Raw genomic sequence first — 17392 nt, 5'->3', positions numbered from 1 at the left:
GTCGTCGCTGACACGATGAGCGGGTGCTCGTCGCCGGCTCCCGATACCGCAGTGTCCTCTCCAGCGCCGCCTTGCGCCGGGCACTGGTTCTCGGCTTCCTCGTCAGGGTGCCGATCTTCGCCGGTGGGGTCGTCCTGACGCTGCACGTCGTGTCCGCGCTGCACCGCTCCTACGGGGCGGCGGGTCTGGTCTCGGCGGCGGCGACCATGGCGATCGCCGTGAGCGGGCCGTGGCGTGGCCGGCTCCTCGACCGGGTCGGGCTCCGGCGGGTCGTGCTGCCCTCGATCCTCGTGGCCGCCGGGTGCTGGTCGATCGCGCCGTTCGTGGGGTACTGGTGGCTGCTGACGCTGGCTGCGCTCGCCGGTCTCTTCGTGATCCCGTCGTTCTCGATCATCAGACAGGCGGTCATCGCGGCGGTGCCCGAGGGCGAGCGACGCACCGCGATCTCCCTCGATGCGGTCGCGGTGGAGCTGTCGTTCATGGTCGGGCCGGCAGCCGCGGTCTGGGCCGCGACGACGTGGCCCACGGCATGGGTGCTGTTCACGATAGAGATGCTCGGTGTCGCGGCGGGTGTCCTGTTGTGGTTCGCCAACCCGGTGCTGCACGACGAGGCGGCCGAGCCGGTCGACGATGAGGGCGTGCCGGTGCGTTCGGCCACGGCGGTGACGAGGTCATCCTGGTTCCGGGCGGGGTTCCTGGCGGTGTGTCTCGCGTCGGCAGCCTCCACGCTGGTCCTGGGTGGCACCGACCTGGGCATCGTCGCGGCGCTGCGCGACTTCGGCTCGCCCGGCTCCATCGGCTGGGTCCTGGCCGTATGGGGGTTCGGGTCACTGCTCGGAGGCCTGGTCTACGGCGGCCTCAAGCGCTCCATCTCGGCCTTCTGGCTGCTCGGTGGCCTCGCGGTCGTGACGGCTCCCATGGGTTGGGCGACCAACGCCGTGACGCTGGCCTTGCTGTCGTTCGTCGCCGGACTCCTCTGCGCGCCGACCATCACGGCCACCGTCGACCAGGTGAGCCGCGTCGTTCCCGCTGCGGCTCGAGGTGAGGCGATGGGCTGGCACGGGTCGTTCATGACCGCCGGCTCGGCTCTCGGCGCTCCGCTCGCAGGGCTGGCAGTCGACCGTCTCGGGTGGGGCGCAGGGTTCGTGGTGGTCGCGGTCGTCGGTCTGGGCATCGCCACGGCCGGAGTGCTGGCGACGACCTCACGGCGCCGCACAGCGAGCCAACGGACCCGGCTGACCGCCTCCTGACCCGCCGACGTCTCTCACACCACCGACGTCTCAGACCACCGAGCCGGTGAGCTTCTCGCCAGGCCCCTGACCTGGGGCGTCGGGGATGACCGAAGCCTCACGGAAGGCCAGCTGCAGCGACTTCAGCCCGTCGCGCAGGGGAGCGGCATGCTGGCTGCCCAGGTCGGGGGCCGAGGCTGTGACGAGGCCGGCCAGGGCGGTGATGAGCCGACGGGCCTCGTCGAGGTCGAGGTGCTCCTCGGCGTCCGGGCCCTCGGCCAGCCCGCACTTCACGGCGGCCGCACTCATGAGATGGATCGCCGCGGTGGTGATGACCTCCACCGCCGGCACCTCGGCGATGTCACGTGCGGCCTGCTGGTGGGGATCCGCGGTTGGCTTCGCACCGGCCACAGCGCTGGGCTCGGCGGTGGGAACCTGGGAGGCGGGGGCGTCGGGATTGGGAGATTCGGTGCTCACGCTGGTAGCCTTGCAGATCGACCGGCTGTGTCCGCCGCGGGGTGACCCGCACCAGGGCACGGTGTGCAAGAGAAGCAGCACCTGCTTCCACCCGCGTCGACCTCACGGTCGCCGGGTCCATGAGGTCACTGAGGCATGTGCCGCGAGCGTCAGCTCCGCGGCATACCGGCTCGGTGGGTTCGTCTCGGGCCAGGTGAGGCTTCTCCCGCAACGGCGGTGAGGAGCCTCTTCTCGTTGCCGCGGACGACAGACCTACCGAAGGAGCACCAACATCAGCGAGCCTCGCATCAACGACCGCATTCGGGTTCCCGAAGTGCGGTTGGTTGGCCCCAACGGAGAACAGGTCGGCATCGTGCGCGTGGAAGACGCGCTGCGTCTGGCCGCCGAGGCTGACCTCGACCTCGTCGAGGTGGCCCCGATGGCCAAGCCTCCGGTCGCCAAGCTCATGGACTTCGGCAAGTTCAAGTACGAGGCGGCCCTCAAGGCTCGAGAAGCCCGCAAGAACCAGGTCAACACGGTCATCAAGGAGATCAAGCTCCGCCCGAAGATCGACCCGCACGACTACGGCACCAAGAAGGGCCACGTCGAGCGGTTCCTCAAGGGTGGCGACAAGGTCAAGGTGACGATCATGTTCCGCGGTCGCGAGCAGTCGCGTCCCGAGCTTGGTTTCCGGCTCCTTCAGCGACTGGCTCAGGACGTCCTCGAGCTGGGCACGGTGGAGTCCGCGCCCAAGCAGGACGGGCGCAACATGATCATGGTGCTGGCTCCGACCAAGAAGAAGTCCGAGGCCATGGCCGAGCAGCGCCGCGCGCGCACCACGACCGAGCACGCGGAAACGTCCGCCGCCGGCGAGACGGCTCACGCCGAGACGGCTCACGCCGAGACAGCTCCTCAGAACGAGACGGCTCAGACCGCAGCAGCTCAGACCGCAGCACCCCAGCCGCAGGCTCCCCGGCCCGAGGCGCCCCAGGCCCAGTAGGGCCCCGCAGATCTCGCACGACCCGTTCCATCCCCCAGGCCCCGCGGCCACCCGCAGGTCCGACGACAGCTAGGAGATCGGCAGCCATGCCGAAGATGAAGACGCACTCCGGTGCCAAGAAGCGCTTCCGCCTGACCGGGAAGGGCAAGGTCATGCGCGAGCAGGCCAACGGCCGCCACCTGCTCGAGCACAAGTCCTCGCGCTACACCCGCTCGATCGCCGGCGACGTCGAGGTCTCCAAGCCCGACGCCAAGAAGGTCAAGAAGCTCCTCGGCCGCTGAGCCGAGCCCACCCAACCCCATGTTTGACAGGGCTCAGCACGCAGCCTCGCAAGCAGCTAGACAGCAAGGAGAACTCACGTGGCACGCGTGAAGCGGGCGGTCAACGCCCAGAAGAAGCGCCGGGTCGTCCTCGAGCGCGCCAGCGGCTACCGCGGGCAGCGCTCGCGCCTTTACCGCAAGGCGAAAGAGCAGGTCACCCACAGCCTCGGTTACGCCTACCGTGACCGTCGCGCCAAGAAGGGCGACTTCCGCCGCCTGTGGATCCAGCGCATCAACGCCGGCGCCCGCGCCAACGGCATGACCTACAACCGGTTCATCCAGGGCCTCAAGGCCGCGGAGATCGAGGTCGACCGCCGCATGCTGGCCGAGCTCGCCGTGTCCGACGAGGCCGCCTTCACCGCGCTGGTCGAGATCGCCCGCGCCAACGTGCCGGCGACCGCCGACGCGGCCGTCTGAGCCTGACTCCGACCACACCCGAGCGCCGGGACGTGCCCTCGCTGTCCACCCCACTGACCAACGTCAGGTCAGAGCGGGTCAAGACAGTCCGGGCGCTGTCCCGGCGCTCGGTGCGTGAGAAGACCGGCCGCTTCCTGGCCGAGGGACCGCAAGCGGTACGTGAGGTGGTCGCGCACCACCCCGACCGGGTCGTGGACCTCTACGTCACTCGGGAGGCCGCGCGACGGCATACCGACATCGTCTCCGCCGCCCAGGCGGCGGGGGTCCACCTGCACGAGGTGAGCGACGAGGTCCTCGCGGCCCTGTGCGACACCCAGGCACCGCAGGGCCTGGCAGCCGTATGCCGTGTGCTCACCGCCTCCCTCGACGACGTCCTCGCCACCGGTCCACGTCTGCTGGTGCTGCTGACGCACGTCCGGGACCCCGGCAACGCAGGCACCGTCATCCGCGGCGCTGACGCGGCCGGAGCGGATGCGGTACTGGTCAGCGATGCGTCGGTCGACGTGTTCGCCCCCAAGGTGGTGCGGTCCACGGCCGGTTCGCTGTTCCACCTGCCGGTGGTCACGGGGCTGAGCCTCCAGCCCACCTTCGCTGCCCTGCGCGAGCGGGGAGTCAGGCTGCTGGCCGCCGACGGGGCCGGAACGGTGCTGCTCCCGGACTGCGACCTGACCGCTCCGCACGCGTGGGTGATGGGCAACGAGGCCTGGGGCCTGGACATCGCCACCCGGGACGAGTGCGACGAGGTCGTGCGCGTGCCGATCTACGGCAAGGCGGAGTCCCTCAACCTCGCCATGGCCGCCACGGTCTGCCTCTATGCCTCGGCGAGCGCCCAGAAAGCCGCCCAGACCGGCTAAGAGCGTCCGAAACCACTAAGGTCGGGCCATGGATTTCACCCCGGGGATGCTGATGGACCCGGAGACCGCGGGACGTGCCGCAGAACTGGTCCCTGACGGACTGATCTCTGCCGGCGAGGACGCCCGGATCCTGTTCGCCAACACCCGGGCGACCACCATCGTCGGCCTCTCCCGTGAGGAGCTGATCGGCGAGGACATCCGCGAGGTCGTCGACCTGCAGGACACCGACGGGCGGTCATGGTGGCAGGTGACCGACCCGTGGAACCCCCACGGGCTGAACATCCGCAGCGGGCACCGCGAGAAGCTCCTCATGCTGCGCAACGGCCGGGAGGTGCTCGTCACCGCGAAGTACCTCCGCCCCGGCCGCAACCGGCCGGTGAACCGCGTCAACATCATGATGAGGGACGCCCTCTACCGCCGGCGCGCGGAGGCCAACCACGCGGCGCTCATCTCCACGGTGGCCCACGAGCTCCGCTCACCGCTCACCTCGGTGAAGGGCTTCTCCTCCACGCTGCTGCGCCGGTGGGACCGGTTCACCGATGACCAGAAGCGGCTCATGATCGAGACCATCGAGGCCGACGCCGACCGCGTCACCCGGCTGATCACGGAGCTGCTCGACGTCTCCAGGATCGACGCCGGCCGGCTCCAGATCCGGCCGCAGCCGATCGACGTGCCCGCAGTGTTCGAGGCCCACGTCGCGCGGGCAGTCGCGAGCGGGCACGACTTCGAGCGCTTCCGCCTTGACATCGCCGACTCGCTGCCGGAGGTCTGGGCCGACCCAGATCGTCTCGACCAGATCCTGTCCAACCTCGTCGAGAACGCCCTGCGCCACGGTGACGGCATCGTCACGCTGGCGGCCGCCCAGGCGCAGCACGCGACCAGGGCGGCCCTGGTGTCCCGCGGGCACGAGGGTCCGGGCGTCGACCTGGTGGTCAGCGACGAGGGCAACGGCATCGACCCGAGCCAGCGTGAGCTGATCTTCAGCCGGTTCTGGCACGGCTCGTCGCGCGGCAGCACCGGGCTCGGCCTCTATGTCGTCAAGGGCCTCGTGGAGGCCCACGGTGGGCAGGTCGTCGTCGAGACGGCTCCCAGCGGGGGTGCGCAGTTCCGGCTCAGCCTGCCCTCGGACCCGCCCAGCTATCTCGCCTGACCTGGTGGTCGGACCATCCCTCGGGACAGCCCTCGGGATATGCCCTCGGGATATGCCCCGGCGAGCCCGGATCCGGCCCCTCTAGACTTCGGTGCGCCGTGCCGAACCCGTGCCGACGACCAGATGTGGAACGTGATGTCCGGACCCAACACCCAGTACGACCCGGTCGAGGTCGCCGCCTTGGACCCTGCCCAGATCGACGCAGCGGTCACCGGGGCGCTCGAGGCCATCGCCGCCGCGTCGACGCTGGACGAGCTCAAGGCCGCCCGGCTGGCGCATCAGGGTGACAAGAGTCCGCTTGCGCTGGCCAACCGCGAGATCGGCGCGCTGCCGCCGAGTGCCAAGGCCGAGGCGGGCAAGCGGGTCGGGCAGGCCCGGGGCGCCGTGGCGCAGGCCCTCGCCGCGCGACAGGTCGAGCTCGAGGCGGAGCGCGACGCCCGCATCCTCGTCGAGGAGACCGTCGACCTGACTGTCCGCGTGCCCCGCCGACGGCTCGGCGCCCGTCACCCGATCAGCCTGGTCACCGAGCGCGTCGAGGACATCTTCGTCTCGATGGGCTGGGAGATCGCCGAAGGCCCCGAGATCGAGTCCGAGTGGCTGAACTTCGACGCCCTCAACATCGCTGCAGACCACCCGGCCCGCCAGGAGCAGGACACCTTCTTCGTCGACCCGCCCGGCTCCGGGCTGGTTCTGCGGACGCACACCTCCCCGGTCCAGGTGCGCACCATGCTCGAGCGCACGCCCCCCGTCTACGTGCTCTGCCCAGGCAAGGTCTTCCGTACCGATGACCTCGACGCCACGCATACCCCCGTCTTCCACCAGTTCGAGGGACTGGTCGTCGACGAGGGCATCACCATGGCCCACCTCAAGGGCACGCTGGACGCGTTCGTCCAGCGCCTCTTCGGCGAGGACGTCGTCACCAGGCTGCGTCCGAACTACTTCCCGTTCACCGAGCCCAGCGCAGAGATCGACTGCCACTGCTGGATCTGTGGCGGCACGGGCTCGCTCGACGGCTCGTCCTGCCGCACCTGTGGCGGCACCGGATGGATCGAGCTGGGCGGCTCGGGCATGGTCAACCACCGCGTCCTGCGGGCGGCCGGCGTCGACCCCGAGCGCTACTCGGGGTTCGCGTTCGGGCTGGGCATCGAGCGGTCGCTGATGCTGCGGCACAACGTGGGGGACATGCACGACATCGTCGAGGGAGACGTCCGCTTCTCCCAGCAGTTCGGAATGGAGATCTGATGTACGCGCCCGTCTCATGGCTGCGCGAGCTCGCCGACCTGCCGCCGGAGGTGACCGGTGCCGACGTCGCCGCGAGCCTGGTGCGCGTCGGCCTGGAGGAGGAGGGCCTGCACGGCGGCGACATCTCCGGACCGCTGGTCGTCGGGCGCGTCCTGACCGTCCAGCCCGAGCCCCAGAAGAACGGCAAGACGATCAGCTGGTGCACGGTTGACGTCGGCCAGAACGGCCAGCGGCTGACCGAGGGCAAGCCCCAGGAGATCGTCTGCGGAGCCCACAACTTCGGTCCCGGTGACCTGGTCGTGTGCGTGCTTCCCGGTGGGGTGCTGCCCGGCGGCTTCGAGATCTCGGCGCGCAAGACCTACGGCCACGTCTCGCACGGCATGATCTGCTCCGCCAAGGAGCTGGGGCTCGGCGAGGACCACAGCGGCATCATCGTGCTGAACGAGCTCCTGGGGGAGGAGGCCGCCGCGCGGCTGGAGCCCGGTCAGGACGCCATCGAGCTGCTCGGGCTCGCCGACGAGGTCGTCGAGGTCAACGTCACGCCGGACCGCGGCTACTGCTTCTCGCTGCGGGGCGTCGCGCGTGAGTACGCCCTGTCGACCGGCGTGGCCTTCCACGACCCCGCCGAGCCGCCTGGGCTCAGGGCCCCCGAGCCCAACGACGCCGGGTATGCCGTGCACCTCGCCGACGACGCGCCCATCGCCGGCCGTGTGGGCTGTGACCGCTACGTGGCCCGCGTGGTGCGTGGCGTCGACGTGACGGCAGCCTCCCCCCAGTGGATGCGCAAGCGCCTGACCCAGGTCGGTATGCGACCCATCTCGCTGCCCGTGGACGTCACCAACTACGTGATGATGCTGCTCGGCCAGCCGCTGCACGCGTTCGACCTCGACACGCTCTCCGGCTCGGTCGGCACCCGGCGGGCGCGAGCGGGGGAGAGCCTCATGACCCTCGACGACGTGCGCCGCGACCTCGACCCCGAGGACCTGCTGATCGTCGACGGCGCCGACACGCCTCTGGCCATCGCCGGCGTCATGGGTGGTGCCTCGAGTGAGGTCTCCGACACGACGACGAACGTCCTGGTCGAGGCTGCGCACTTCGATGCCACGACGGTCGCCCGCTCCTCGCGGCGGCACCGGCTGACCACCGAGGCGTCGCGCCGCTTCGAGCGGGGGGTCGACCCCGCGGTGACCGCAGCGGCGGCGCAGCTCGCCGTGGACCTGCTCGTCGACCTGGGCGGCGGCACGGCGGACCGGGGCGTGACCGACGTCGACCACCGAGTGCACCCTGAGCCCTTCGACTTCGACACCACGTTGCCGACGCGGTATGTCGGCCTGGAGTACCCCCGGGACGAGGTGCTGCACACGCTGGAGGCCATCGGCTGCGAGGTGACTTCGGCCGGCTCAGGCGCGGGGAGGCCCGACACCACCGTCCGCGTGCTGCCCCCGACCTGGCGCCCCGACCTCACCGACGGTCCCGAGCTCGTCGAGGAGGTCGCGCGAGTCCGCGGGTACGACCAGATCCCGTCGGTCCTGCCCCAGCCGAAGTCGGCGGGCCGCGGGCTGACGCATGGACAGCGCGTCCGCCGCGTCATCGCCACGACCCTGGCCCACCAGGGGCTGGTGGAGGTCCTCAGCTACCCGTTCGTGGCACCCGAGCTGTTCGACCGGCTCGGCTACGCCGGTGACGACGAGCGGCGCAGGTCCGTGCGACTGTCCAACCCGCTGTCCGAGGCTGCGCCGGTGATGCGCACCTCCGTCCTCGACACGCTGCTGGACACCTTGCGGCGCAACGTCTCCCGGGGGGCGCGCGACGCCGCCGTCTACGAGCTCGGCCTGGTGACTCGAGCTGCTCCAGACCCGGTCCCGGCTCCCGTGCCGGGCATCGAGTCACGCCCTGACGATGCGACGCTGGCCGCCATCCTCGCCGCCGTGCCCCCCCAGCCGCGCCACGCGGCATACGCCGCTGCCGGTGAGCTGGAGCCGGCCGGACCGTGGGGCTCGGCCCGACACGCCGAGGCGGCCGATGCGGTCGCGTGGGCGCTCGCGGTCGGGCGCGCGCTGGGGCTGGAGCTCACGGTTCGCTCCACGGACGTGGCACCGTGGCACCCGGGTCGGTGCGCCGAGCTCACGCTCGCCGACGGCACCGTGGTCGGCTACGCCGGCGAGCTGCACCCCAAGGTGGCGTCGGCACTCGAGCTGCCCGCGCGCACCGTGGCCGGTGAGCTGGACGTCGACGTCCTCGTCGCAGCCACCGGCACGCCCCTGCAGGCGTCGACCCTGTCGACCTACCCGGTGGCCCACACCGACGTCGCCCTGGTGGTCGAGGAGTCGGTGCCGGCGGCCGAGATCGAGTCCGCTCTGCGGGCCGGGGCCGGCGGGAGCCTGGAGTCCGTGGCGCTGTTCGACCTCTACCGCGGCGAGCAGACGGGGGCCGGCAAGAAGTCGCTGGCCTTCCGGCTCACCTTCCGCGCACCGGACCGCACGCTGACCACGGACGAGGTCAGCGCCCTGCGTGACACCGCGGTGGCGAGTGCGGCGGCCAGGACCGGGGCGGTCCAGCGGTGAGCACGCCGGTTGCCGTCGTCACGGGGGCCTCCCGGGGGATCGGCGACCACCTCGCCACGGCCCTGGAGCAGGCCGGGTATGCCGTCGAGCGCGGCTCCCGAGCCGTCGCCGAGGTGACCGACCGCGTCGCGGTCGAGAGATGGGTCGCCGACATCGTGGCGCGCCACGGGCGGATCGACCTGCTCGTCAACAACGCCGGTGTGATCGACACTGAGGTGTCGCTGATGGACAGCGACCCCGACGAGTGGTGGGGGACCCTCGAGACCAACCTGCGCGGGCCGTACCTCATGACGCGGGCCGTCCTGCCGCACATGGTCGCCACCGGGTCGGGTCGGATCGTCAACATCAACTCGGGCGCCGCCTACCGCAACGGAGACAGCGCGACCGCCTACAACGTCAGCAAGGGCGCACTGGCCCGGCTCACCTCCGCCACGGCCCTGAGCGCGGCGCACGGTGTCCGTGCCTTCGACCTGGCCCCGGGTGTCGTGCGGACCGACATGACCAAGGCCATGGTCGCCCACCGCGACCGCACCGAGTGGACCGACCCGCGCGAGGTCACCGAGCTGCTGCTCGCCCTGGCCGGCGGCGAGCTCGACGCGTGGAACGGGCGGCTGGTGAGGGCCGGCGTGGATACCCCGGACTCGCTGCACGAGCGGGCTGCTGGCGGCCTGCCGGACGGCGCCCGGTCGCTGGGGCTGATCCCCTGGGGAGATGACGACCCTCTGACGTGAGACGGCTGGTGCATGAACTATCGGATCTATGTATAGTCATGCACATGATCTCTGCGGCGGTGGCGGGTGCGAGCGGCTATGCCGGGGGTGAGATCCTGCGACTCCTGCTGGCGCACCCCGAGGTGGAGATCGGGGCGGTGACCGCGGGGTCGAGCGTCGGCGAGCGGCTCGGCGCCGTGCACCCCCACCTCCTGCCGCTCGCCGACCGGGTCTTCACAGACACCACCCCGGAGGCCCTCTCCGGCCACGACGTCGTCTTCCTGGCGCTGCCGCACGGGCATTCCGGGGCCCTCGCCGCACAGCTGCCCGACGTCGTCGTGGTCGACTGTGGCGCCGACTTCCGGCTGCGCGACGAGAGCGCCTGGACCACCTACTACGACACGACGTATGCCGGGTCGTGGGCCTACGGCATGCCCGAGCTGATGACCCGGGACGGCAAGCAGCGCGCCCAGCTGGCCGGGCAGCGCACCATCGCCGTACCGGGGTGCTACCCGACCGCCGTGAGCCTGGCGCTCGCCCCGGGCTTCGCCGCGGGCCTGCTGTCGCCCGACGACGTCGTGGTCGTCGCCGCCTCGGGGACGTCCGGGGCCGGGCGTGGCCTCAAGCCGCACCTGCTCGGCAGCGAGGTGATGGGCTCGATGGCGCCCTACGGCGTCGGCGGCACCCACCGGCATACCCCTGAGATCGAGCAGAACCTGAGCGCCGCCGGTGATGTCGACGTGCGGGTGTCGTTCACCCCAACGCTCGCCCCGATGGCGCGGGGCATCCTGGCCACCTGCACGGCCGCCCTGGCCGCTGACACGAACGCCGGGGCCGTCCGGCGCACCTGGGAGACCGCCTATGCGGACGAGCCGTTCGTCCACGTCCTTCCCGAGGGACAGTGGCCCTCCACGGGAGCCGTGCTGGGCAGCAACTGCGTTCAGCTCCAGCTGGCGGTCGACGACCGGGTGGGCCGGGTCGTGGTCGTGACGTCCGTGGACAACCTCACCAAGGGGACCGCAGGCGCCGCCGTCCAGTGCATGAACCTCGCGCTGGGCCTGCCCGAGACGCTCGGGCTGCCGATGGCCGGGGTAGCGCCGTGACCCTGCCCCTGCACCTGATGCGGCACGCGGATGCCGTGGCGTTCGCGCGCCTGCCCGCCGACGCCGAGCCGCACTGGGAGTGGCGCAGCGGGCCGCTGGCCTCCATCACCTACACCGACAGCGAGACCTCGGTGGTCTGTGCCTTCGAGTCGGTGCCCGACGGCGTCGTCGTGCAGGGGCCGCTCACCGCTTTCGAGATCGCCGGGCCGCTCGACTTCACCATGGTCGGCGTACTCTCCGGGCTCCTGGAGCCCCTCGCCCGCCAGGGCATCAGCATCCTCGCCCTCTCGACGTTCGACACCGACTGGATCCTGGTCGAGGCCGATCGCACGCAGGACGCCCAGACCACGTGGAAGCGCTCGGGCAACACCGTGGCTCCAGCCAGGCTCACCGGAGGTGCATCGTGAGCGTCACTGCTCCACAGGGTTTCCGTGCGGCAGGCGTCGCGGCCGGACTCAAGACGAGTGGCGCGCCCGACCTGGCGCTCGTCGTCAACGACGGCCCGGACCACCACGCCGCGGCCGTGTTCACGAGCAACCGGGTCCAGGCCGCCCCGGTCGTCTGGTCGCGTCAGGTCGTCCGCGATGGCCGGGCCGACGCCGTCGTGCTCAACTCCGGGGGTGCCAACGCCTGCACCGGCGCACAGGGTTTCGCCGACACGCATCGCACCGCCGAGCGCACCGCCGAGCTCCTGGGAGTCTCGGCGGGGGATGTCGTGGTCTGCTCGACCGGGCTCATCGGCGAGCTCCTGCCGATGCCGTCCCTCCTCGAGGGCGTGGCCCGCGCGGCCGACGCGCTGAGCGTCGACGGCGGTGAGGACGCGGCGGTGGCCATCAAGACGACCGACACCGTGCACAAGGTGGCCGTGGCGCAGCGCGACGGGTGGTCGGTCGGCGGCATGGCCAAGGGGGCCGGCATGCTGGCTCCCGCTCTGGCCACCATGCTCGTCGTCGTCACGACGGATGCCGTGGTCGAGCCAGGGTCGCTGGACGCGGTCCTGCGGGCGGCCACCGCGACGACCTTCGACCGCATCGACTCCGACGGGTGCCAGTCGACCAACGACACCGTCGTGCTGATGGCCTCCGGCGCGTCCGGCGTGGCGGTCTCGCGGTCCGACCTGACCGAGGCGGTGACCGAGGTCTGCGCCAGTCTCGCCCGACGGCTCATCTCCGACGCCGAGGGCGCCCATCACGACATCGCGATCGAGGTGCGGTCCGCCGCCACCGAGGCCGACGCGCTCGAGGTGGGCCGCGCCATCGCGCGCAACAACCTCTTCAAGTGCGCCGTGTTCGGCAACGACCCGAACTGGGGCCGGGTGCTGGCGGCGGTGGGGACGACGCGGGCGGCCTTCGAGCCGGATCAGCTCGACGTGTCCATCAACGGCGTGCAGGTATGCCGTGCCGGCGGGGTCGGCGAGGACCGGAGCCTGGTCGAGCTGGCCAGTCGCGAGGTGCACGTGCTCGTCGACCTGCACGCGGGCGACGAGGCCGCCACGATCTGGACCAACGACCTCACCCACGACTACGTCCACGAGAACTCGGCCTACTCCTCATGAGCGCAGCGAACACCGGCTCCAGCCCCGGCGCGAACACCGGCGCGAACACCAGGAACACCGTGCGCGGTCACATCGGCGCCGCCGCGCTCCGGGTGGCGCAGGCCAAGGCCCAGACGCTCGTCGAGGCGCTCCCGTGGCTTGAGCAGTTCCGCGGCGCCCTCGTCGTCGTCAAGTACGGCGGCAACGCCATGGTCGACGACACTCTGAAGGCGGCCTTCGCCCAGGACGTGGCCTTCCTGCGGTATGCCGGTCTGCGGCCCGTCGTCGTCCACGGCGGGGGCCCTCAGATCGCCGCCATGCTCGACCGGCTCGGCCTGCACAGCGAGTTCCGCGGGGGGCTGCGGGTCACGACTCCTGAGGTCATGGACGTCGTACGGATGGTGCTCACCGGTCAGGTCGGGCGCGAGCTGGTCGGCCTGCTCAACCAGCACGGGCCGGTGGCCGTCGGGCTTTCCGGCGAGGACGCGGGACTGTTCGGCGCGCGGCGTCGTGGCACCGAGGTCGACGGCGAGGCGGTGGACCTCGGCCTCGTCGGCGACGTGGAGACGGTCAACCCCGGTGCCGTGCAGGACATCCTCGACGCCGGGCGGATCCCGGTCGTCTCCACGGTGGCGCCTGACCTCGACGAGGACGGGCAGGTCCTCAACGTCAACGCCGACACGGCCGCCGCCGCGCTCGCGGTGGCGCTACGCGCGCACAAGCTGGTGATGCTCACCGACGTGGAGGGCATCTACAGCCGCTGGCCGGACCGCGACTCCCTCCTGTCGTCCCTGTCGGTCAGCGGCGCACGGGAGCTCCTGCAGGGGGTCGACTCGGGGATGATCCCCAAGCTCGAGGCGTGCATCCGGGCGGTCGACCAGGGCGTGCCGCAGGCGCACGTGATCGACGGGCGCCAGCCCCACTCCCTGCTCCTCGAGGTGTTCACCTCCGAGGGCATCGGCACGATGATCGTTCCCGACGACGATGAGGTGGACCGGTGACCGGTAGTCACAACGAGGAGCTGCTCGAGCGCTACCACCGCTCGGTGATGGGGGTCTTCGGACTCCCGCCGCTGGTGCTCTCGCACGGAGACGGGTGCTACGTCTGGGACGTCGACGGTCGCCGCTATCTCGACCTGGTGGGCGGCATCGCGGTCAATGCCCTGGGGCACGGCCACCCTGCGCTGGTCAGCGCGATCAGCAAGCAGGCCGGGGAGGCCATCCACATCTCCAACCTCTTCACCTCGCCCGCCCAGATCGCCCTCGCGGAGCGACTGCTCGAGATCGCCGAGGCTCCCGAGGGGTCGCGGGTCTTCTTCGCCAACTCCGGGGCCGAGGCCGTCGAGGCAGCGATCAAGCTGAGCCGTCGCACCGGCCGCAGCGGCCTGGTCGCCGCAGAGGGCGCCTTCCACGGGCGCACCACCGGAGCGCTGGCCCTGACCCACAAGGCCGCCTATCGCGAGCCGTTCGAGCCGCTCATCCCCGGAGTCACGCACGTGCCCTTCGGTGACGAGGAGGCGCTGCGCGCAGCGGTCGGCCCCGGCACTGCAGCCGTCGTCCTCGAACCCCTGCAGGGTGAGGCCGGCGTGCTCAGCGCCGACCCGGCATACCTGCGCCTGGCCCGCGAGCTCACCACCGAGCACGGTGCCCTCCTGATCCTCGACGAGATCCAGACGGGCATGGGCCGCACCGGCACGTGGTTCGCCTACCAGCAGGCCGGCGTCGTCCCGGATGCGATCACCGTCGCCAAGGGCCTGGGTGGTGGAGTTCCGATCGGTGCCCTGGTGGCGTTCGGGCCGGACGTCGCCGGGCTGCTCACGGCTGGGCAGCACGGCACCACCTTCGGGGGCAACCCGTTGGCGGCCAGCGCGGGCTTGGCGGTCATCGACACGATCGAGGAGCAGGGACTGCTCGCCCACGCCACGGCGGCCGGCCAGCATCTGGCGGACGCTGTGCTGGCGCTGGGGGACTCACGCATCACCGGGGTCCGGGGTGCCGGGCTGCTGCGCGCGGTCACGCTGGCCGACCCGGTCGCGGCCGAGGTGGCCACGCTCGCCCGCGAGGCCGGGTTCATCGTCAACCCCGTCGCACCGGATGCGCTCCGGCTCGCTCCTCCGTTGGTCGTGACCACCGACGAGCTCGACACCTTCGTCGAGGCGCTGCCGGCGCTGCTCGACGCCGTGACCACCGGGAAGGCCCAGCCATGACCGTCCGACACTTCCTGCGCGACGACGACCTCACAGCGGCAGAGCAGGCGCTCGTCCTCGACCGCGCTCGTCAGCTCAAGGCGGCGCCCTACTCCCGCCGCCCGTTGGAGGGCCCCCAGCTGGTGGCCGTCCTGTTCGACAAGCCGACCCTGCGCACCCAGGTCTCCTTCACCGGTGCCATCGCCCATCTGGGCGGTCACCCGCTCGTGGTGGACGGCACGCTGGCCCAGGTCGGGGTCCGCGAGTCGATCGCGGACACGGCCCGGGTGCTCGGCAGGCAGGCGGCGGCCATCGTGTGGCGCACGTTCGGGCAGGAGCGCCTCGAGGAGATGGCCCAGGCCGCCGGTGTGCCGGTGGTCAACGCCCTGACCGACCAGTTCCACCCGTGTCAGATCCTCGCGGACCTGCTGACCATCAGCGAGCACAAGGGCGAGCTGTCCGGTCTGACCCTGGCCTACGTCGGCGACGGGGCCAACAACATGGCGCACTCCTACCTGCTCGGCTGTGCGCTGGCCGGGATGCACGTGCGGATCGGCACGCCCGCGAGCCACCGGCCCGACGCCGAGATCCTGGCGCGGGCCGCCGAGCTCGCAGCCGAACAGGGCGGCTCTGCCCTGGTGACCCAGGATGCCGTCGAGGCGGTCAAAGGAGCCGATGTCGTCGTCACCGACACCTGGGTCTCGATGGGCATGGAGGCCGAGAAGGGCGACCGGCACGGCGTCGACAGCCCCTTCGCCCCGTTCGCGGTCAGCCAGGTCCTGATGGGCCACGCGGATCCCGAGGCAGTCTTCCTGCACTGCCTGCCGGCCTACCGGGGGATCGAGGTCGAGGCGGCCGTCATCGACGGGCCACAGTCGGTCGTGTGGGACGAGGCGGAGAACCGGCTGCACGCCCAGAAGGCCGTGCTCTCCTTCCTGCTGGAGGGGCCGCGATGACGCTCGCGGCGACGCGCACCGGCAGGCAGCGCCTCATCGTCGAGATCCTCGGCCGCAACGCCGTGCGCTCGCAGACGCACCTGCTGGGGCTGCTGGCCGACGAGGGCGTCGAGGTGACCCAGGCGACCCTCTCGCGCGACCTGGTCGAGCTCGGCGCCGTGAAGATCCGGGCCGGCCGGGCACTCGTCTACGCGCTGCCGGGAGAGGGAGGCGACCGGACCCCGCGGCCGGCGCCGAAGGCGGAGGAGCGCAACGAGCGGCTGCGACGGGTGTGCGCAGAGCTGCTCGTGACGGCGACCGTCTCCCAGAACCTCGTCATCCTGCGCACCCCGCCCGGAGCCGCCGGCTTCCTCGCGTCTGCCCTGGACCACAGCGAGCTCTCCGACGTGCTGGGCACCATCGCCGGCGACGACACCATCATGCTGATCACCACCGGCACCGCGGCCAGCAAGCGCACCGCTGCCTACCTCCTCTCGATCGCCGACCATTCGCAGCCTTCCGACCAGGCGGCGCGCCCGGCACGCCCGGCATACCCAGGAGAAGCCCCGTGATCCCTGACGCGCCCCAGCCCTCACTCTCGGCGGCCGCGACAGGCGCCGCAGGCGCGGCGCCCGAGCGGGTCAGCCTGTGGGGAGGGCGCTTCGCCGGCGGCCCCGCCGACGCCTTGGCGGCCCTGAGCAAGTCCACCCACTTCGACTGGCGGCTGGCGCCGTACGACCTGGCAGGCTCGCGCGCGCATGCGCGGGTGCTGCACCACGCCGGTCTCCTGGACGAGGCCACGCTCGAGGCCATGCTGGCCGGGCTGGAGGCGCTGCGGGCCGACGTGGAGTCGGGTGCCTTCGCACCGGCGCCGGAGGACGAGGACGTGCACACCGCCCTGGAGCGCGGCCTCATCGAGCGGGCCGGACCCGACGTGGGCGGCCGGCTGCGGGCCGGACGGTCACGCAACGACCAGGTGGCCACGCTGTTCCGCATGTACCTGCGCGACCACGCGCGCTCTGTGGCGGCTCTGGTGCTCGATGTCGTCGACGCGCTCGTCGCGCAGTCGCGGCAGCATCTGGGTGTCGCGATGCCGGGCCGGACCCATCTGCAGCATGCCCAGCCCGTCCTGCTCTCTCACCATCTGCTGGCCCACGCCTGGGCGCTGCTGCGCGACGTGCAGCGGCTCCAGGACTGGGACGCGCGGGCAGCCCTGTCGCCCTATGGGTCCGGAGCGCTCGCCGGCTCGTCGCTCGGGCTCGACCCCGAGGCCGTGGCGGCCGACCTGGGCTTCGAGGGCGCGGTGGAGAACTCCATCGACGGGACGGCGTCGCGGGACTTCGTGGCCGAGCTCGCCTTCGTCGCCGCAATGACGGCGGTCGACATCTCTCGGCTGGCCGAGGAGGTGGTGCTGTGGGCGACGAAGGAGTTCGGTTTCGTCACGCTGGACGACGCCTACTCGACGGGCTCGAGCATCATGCCGCAGAAGAAGAACCCCGACGTGGCCGAGCTCGCCCGCGGCAAGGCCGGTCGGCTCGTCGGCGACCTCGCCGGGCTCATGACGACGCTCAAGTCGCTGCCGCTGGCCTACAACCGTGACCTCCAGGAGGACAAGGAGCCGGTGTTCGACGCGGTCGACACGCTCGAGGTCCTGCTGCCGGCGTTCAGCGGCATGGTCGAGACCATGGAGTTC

Annotated in this window: 18 protein-coding genes; 17 read left to right on the top strand and 1 reads right to left on the bottom strand. The window is 71.5% G+C overall.

What is annotated here, in order from left to right; translation table 11 throughout:
• Positions 1-23: 23 nt before the first annotated feature.
• On the top strand, positions 24-1250 hold the full coding sequence (locus VGN50_RS01005) for an MFS transporter (RefSeq protein WP_327442761.1): 1227 nt from the start codon (positions 24-26) through the stop codon (positions 1248-1250).
• A 30-nt stretch (positions 1251-1280) separates the two neighbouring features.
• On the opposite strand, the gene VGN50_RS01000 is transcribed toward VGN50_RS01005, so the two are convergent.
• Positions 1281-1640, bottom strand: a complete 360-nt coding sequence (locus VGN50_RS01000) for a DUF1844 domain-containing protein (RefSeq protein ID WP_327442801.1) — start codon at positions 1638-1640, stop codon at positions 1281-1283.
• Between the two features lie 379 nt (positions 1641-2019).
• Here VGN50_RS01000 and infC point away from each other — a divergent pair, with 379 nt between their 5' ends.
• From infC to argH, 16 genes are all read left to right on the top strand, one after another.
• The gene (infC, locus tag VGN50_RS00995) at positions 2020-2685 is read left to right on the top strand and encodes a translation initiation factor IF-3 (RefSeq protein ID WP_414694498.1); all 666 of its coding nucleotides are present in this window, start codon (positions 2020-2022) and stop codon (positions 2683-2685) included.
• 86 nt (positions 2686-2771) lie between these two features.
• A complete protein-coding gene (gene rpmI, locus VGN50_RS00990; protein ID WP_327442760.1) occupies positions 2772-2966 on the top strand; it encodes a 50S ribosomal protein L35 in 195 nt (64 codons plus the stop codon).
• A 78-nt stretch (positions 2967-3044) separates the two neighbouring features.
• Entirely contained in the window at positions 3045-3422 is a 378-nt protein-coding gene (rplT, locus tag VGN50_RS00985; RefSeq protein WP_327442759.1) for a 50S ribosomal protein L20, read from the top strand.
• A gap of 41 nt (positions 3423-3463) precedes the next feature.
• Entirely contained in the window at positions 3464-4276 is an 813-nt protein-coding gene (locus tag VGN50_RS00980; protein ID WP_327442799.1) for an RNA methyltransferase, read from the top strand.
• A gap of 28 nt (positions 4277-4304) precedes the next feature.
• Entirely contained in the window at positions 4305-5426 is a 1122-nt protein-coding gene (locus tag VGN50_RS00975; protein WP_327442758.1) for an ATP-binding protein, read from the top strand.
• 135 nt (positions 5427-5561) lie between these two features.
• On the top strand, positions 5562-6668 hold the full coding sequence (gene pheS / locus VGN50_RS00970) for a phenylalanine--tRNA ligase subunit alpha (protein WP_327442757.1): 1107 nt from the start codon (positions 5562-5564) through the stop codon (positions 6666-6668).
• Positions 6668-9232, top strand: a complete 2565-nt coding sequence (gene pheT / locus VGN50_RS00965) for a phenylalanine--tRNA ligase subunit beta (protein WP_327442756.1) — start codon at positions 6668-6670, stop codon at positions 9230-9232. The genes pheS and pheT overlap by 1 nt, the downstream gene beginning before the upstream one ends.
• A complete protein-coding gene (locus VGN50_RS00960; RefSeq protein WP_327442755.1) occupies positions 9229-9963 on the top strand; it encodes an SDR family NAD(P)-dependent oxidoreductase in 735 nt (244 codons plus the stop codon). Before pheT ends, VGN50_RS00960 begins: the two co-directional genes overlap by 4 nt.
• Positions 9964-10007: 44 nt before the next feature.
• Positions 10008-11045 carry an N-acetyl-gamma-glutamyl-phosphate reductase gene (gene argC, locus VGN50_RS00955; RefSeq protein ID WP_327442754.1) on the top strand — a complete coding sequence of 346 codons (1038 nt, stop codon included), beginning with the start codon at positions 10008-10010 and terminating at the stop codon, positions 11043-11045.
• Positions 11042-11452 (top strand): ACT domain-containing protein, encoded by a 411-nt coding sequence (locus tag VGN50_RS00950; protein ID WP_327442753.1) that lies wholly within the window; start codon positions 11042-11044, stop codon positions 11450-11452. The genes argC and VGN50_RS00950 overlap by 4 nt, the downstream gene beginning before the upstream one ends.
• Positions 11449-12600 carry a bifunctional glutamate N-acetyltransferase/amino-acid acetyltransferase ArgJ gene (argJ, locus tag VGN50_RS00945; RefSeq protein WP_327442752.1) on the top strand — a complete coding sequence of 384 codons (1152 nt, stop codon included), beginning with the start codon at positions 11449-11451 and terminating at the stop codon, positions 12598-12600. Before VGN50_RS00950 ends, argJ begins: the two co-directional genes overlap by 4 nt.
• Positions 12597-13580 (top strand): acetylglutamate kinase, encoded by a 984-nt coding sequence (argB, locus tag VGN50_RS00940; RefSeq protein ID WP_327442751.1) that lies wholly within the window; start codon positions 12597-12599, stop codon positions 13578-13580. Before argJ ends, argB begins: the two co-directional genes overlap by 4 nt.
• The gene (locus VGN50_RS00935) at positions 13577-14785 is read left to right on the top strand and encodes an acetylornithine transaminase (protein ID WP_327442750.1); all 1209 of its coding nucleotides are present in this window, start codon (positions 13577-13579) and stop codon (positions 14783-14785) included. Before argB ends, VGN50_RS00935 begins: the two co-directional genes overlap by 4 nt.
• The gene (argF, locus tag VGN50_RS00930) at positions 14782-15720 is read left to right on the top strand and encodes an ornithine carbamoyltransferase (protein WP_327442749.1); all 939 of its coding nucleotides are present in this window, start codon (positions 14782-14784) and stop codon (positions 15718-15720) included. The genes VGN50_RS00935 and argF overlap by 4 nt, the downstream gene beginning before the upstream one ends.
• Positions 15717-16271: an arginine repressor gene (locus tag VGN50_RS00925; RefSeq protein WP_327442748.1), complete on the top strand. Its 555-nt coding sequence runs from the start codon at positions 15717-15719 to the stop codon at positions 16269-16271. Before argF ends, VGN50_RS00925 begins: the two co-directional genes overlap by 4 nt.
• 74 nt (positions 16272-16345) lie before the next feature.
• Positions 16346-17392 (top strand): argininosuccinate lyase (argH, locus tag VGN50_RS00920; protein ID WP_327442798.1); only part of this gene is annotated, 1047 nt, incomplete at its 3' end.

This window comes from Pedococcus sp. (assembly GCF_036000045.1).
Classification (GTDB): domain Bacteria; phylum Actinomycetota; class Actinomycetes; order Actinomycetales; family Dermatophilaceae; genus Pedococcus.
The sequence above is the reverse complement of the archived record's forward strand: the minus strand, read 5'-3'. Positions and strand labels throughout refer to the sequence as shown.